Origin of the sequence: Kitasatospora sp. NPDC057518 (assembly GCF_042802075.1) — a bacterium.
Classification (GTDB): domain Bacteria; phylum Actinomycetota; class Actinomycetes; order Streptomycetales; family Streptomycetaceae; genus Kitasatospora.
This window is the reverse complement of sequence record NZ_JBHVEU010000679.1, coordinates 1-3025: the sequence shown is the minus strand read 5'-3', so window position 1 is coordinate 3025 and position 3025 is coordinate 1. Positions and strand designations below refer to the sequence as shown.

Below are 3025 nucleotides of genomic sequence, written 5' to 3'. Positions count from 1 at the left end.
TCCGCGGAGACCACCACGGTGTGGGACACCCCGGGGGTGTTGTCCACGAAATTGGTGATCAGCCAGTTCAGGTTCTGTGCGGCCTGGCTCATCTGGTTCAACTCAACGCTCCTGGTGATCTGCGCCGTTGCCGTCGCTCCGGCCACCGAAACTATCGAATCCGGGCTGCTGGGCACCATGCTGGTGGCCCGCCTGGTTGGCGGCCTGCTCGGCCCCGGCGCGACGGCCCTGCTGGATGCCGCGGCGCAGGTTGGTCAGTCGGCCGCGGACCTCCTCGGGGGCCCGGGAGACCTGCGGACCGGTCAGCGGCGAGGCCTCGGCGGTGCCGGAGACCAGGTTGGCCTGCGGGGTCCGCCGGGGCAGGCCCGACATGGTGACACCGCTGGTCGAGGGCTCGCGGATCTGCTCGGCGCGGCGCCAGCGCTCGTCGTTCGCGGACGGACGCCACGGCGCGTCGCCGGTGCCCGGCTGCGGTTGGCCCTGCGGCTGCTGCTGGTTCTGCTGCGGCCGGCCCTGCGACTGCTGCGGGGCCTGCTGCTGCGGGGCCGGCCGGGGAGCCTGCTGCTCGTCGGCCGACTGCTGGAACTCCGGTGCGGCGGTGCCGGGGCGGCGCGGCTGGTACGGCCGCGGCCGCGCCTGCTGCGAGCCGTCGGACTGCGGGAACCAGGGCTGCTCCTCGGCGCCCGGTCGGCCCGCGGCCTCGGACGGGCCGGTCGGCAGCGCCATCGGCTCCTGGTGCGGCAGCGGCAGCGGCTGCGGCTGCTGCGGGGCCTGCTCCTGGCGCACCGGCTCCGGACGCGGCGGGTTCGGCACGTTCGGCAGCACCGGCTCGACCAGGCCGAGGCCCAGCGGGTCGCGCGGGTCGATCTGGCTGGCCTCGAAGCGCGGACGGGCGAACTGCTGGGTGCTCTCCACCGGCGCCGGCTCGGCCGACGGCAGCGGCTGGGGCTGGGACTGCTGCGGGGCCTGCGGCGGCAGCTGCGGCTGGCGGTCGCGCTGCGGCGCGTCCGGGCCGGGGCGCTGCGGACCGCGCGGGCCCTGGGCGGCGGGACGGCCGGGGGCGTCGGGGCCCTGCGGGGCCGGACGGCGCTGCGGCAGGCCGTCCTGCGGACGGTTGCCCGGACGGGCGCCCTGCTGCGGCATGCCGGGGCCGCCGGGGCCGCCGGGGCGGCCGTGCTGCGGCTGCTCGCCGGTCCGGGCACCCGGACCGCCGTCGAACCCGCCGGCGGGACGCGGACGTTCCTGGCCGGGCCGGCCGGGCTGGGGCTGACCGGCCTGCGGCTGGCCCTGCTGCGGCTGACCGGGCTGTCCGGGCTGACCCGGCTGGCCGGGCTGCTGCTGACGGCCGCGGCGGGGCAGGCCGTTCGGGCCGCTCTGCGGCGGGCCCTGGCGGCCCGGGGCGCGCTGCGGCAGACCGCCCTGCTGGGCCTGCTGCGGAGCCTGCTGGTTCTGCGGGGCCTGCTTCTGCTGCTTCTGCTGCGGCTGGGCGGGCCGCTGGCCCTGGCCCTGCTGACCGCCGCCCTGCGGGGCGGGGTTCTCCCGCAGCGACTGGCCGACCTTGCGGGTCGGCAGACCGCCGCCGGACGCGCCCGGACCGCCCGGCGCACCGGGACCGCCCTGCGCGCCCGGACCGCCCTGCGGACCGGGACCGGTCGGACCGGTCGGAGCGGCCGGACCGCCCTGGCCGAGCTGCGGACGGCCGCCCTGTGGGGCACCGGCGGCCGGACCGCCCTGGCCGAGCGCGGCCGGACCGCTCTGGCGGCCGGGCGGCACCTGGCGCTGCTGGCGCGGCGTCGGGGTGACCCCGCGCTGCTGCTTGCCCTGGGCGGAGCCGGCCCGGCCGGCGCCGCGGCGGTCGCCCGAATTGGTGACGTCCACCGGGAGCATGACCAGCGCGGTGGTGCCGCCGGAGTCGCTGGGGCGGAGCTGGATGCGGATGCCGTGTCGCAGGGACAGGCGGCCGACCACGAAGAGGCCCATGCGGCGGGAGACCGAGACGTCCACCGTCGGCGGGTTGGCGAGGCGCTCGTTGATCTCGGCGAGGTCGTCGGGGCTCAGGCCGATGCCGGTGTCGTGGATCTCGACCAGGACGCGGCCGTCCGGCAGCGCGTGGCCGGTGACCCGGACGCGGGTCTGCGGGCTGGAGAACGAGGTGGCGTTCTCCAGCAGCTCGGCGAGCAGGTGGACGAGGTCGTTGACGACGCGGCCGGCGACCTCGGCCGACGGCACGGCGGCGAGCTCGATGCGCTCGTACTGCTCCACCTCGGAGGCGGCGGCGCGGAGCACGTCGACCAGCGGGACGGGCCTGGTCCAGCGGCGGCCCGGGTCCTCACCGGCGAGGACGAGGAGGTTTTCGCCATTGCGGCGCATGCGGGTCGCGAGGTGGTCCAGCTTGAAGAGGTTGGCCAGCTGGTCCGGGTCCGCCTCGCGGCTCTCCAGCTCGGAGATGAGCGACAGCTGGCGCTGGATGAGGCCCTGGCTGCGGCGCGAGAGGTTGGTGAACATCGCGTTGATGTTGCCGCGCAGGAGGGCCTGCTCGGCGGCGAGGCGGACGGCCTCGCTGTGCACCATGTCGAACGCGTGGGCCACGTGGCCGATCTCGTCGGTGGAGTCGACGGCGACCGGCTCGACCGTGGTGTCGACGTCGTGCGGGTCGGCCTCGGAGAGGGTCTTGACCAGCTCGGGCAGACGGCGCTCGGCGACGTCCTCGGCCGCGGCCTGGAGGCGGGTCAGCGAGCGCACCATCGAGCGGGCGATCAGACCGGCGCCACCGAGGGCGACGAGCAGCACCAGGGCGACCGCGACACCGATGATCAGGGCGTCGGCGTCGGCCTGGGACTGGAGGTCCTGGGCCTTTCCGTCCAGGTTCTCGATGAGCTTGGACTCGATCCGGCGCTCGGCGGTGATCTTCGAGCTGGCCTTCTCGTACCAGTCCTTGTAGCTGACCGCCTCGGTCTGGCGGATGCCGCTCTGGGTGAGGATCGTGGAGGCGTATCGGTCGGCGTCGGCGACCACCGAGTTGTAG

At 76.2% G+C, this 3025-nt stretch carries 1 protein-coding gene and 1 pseudogene; both read right to left on the bottom strand.

Annotation, left to right across the window (positions count from 1 at the left end; all coding sequences use genetic code 11):
- Window positions 1–92, bottom strand: a pseudogene (locus ACFU7Z_RS38240) (roadblock/LC7 domain-containing protein); the annotation flags it as partial.
- Between the two features lie 10 nt (window positions 93–102).
- Window positions 103–3025, bottom strand: a 2923-nt coding sequence (locus ACFU7Z_RS38235; RefSeq protein ID WP_380782720.1) for a sensor histidine kinase, incomplete at its 5' end; no start/stop codon positions are given.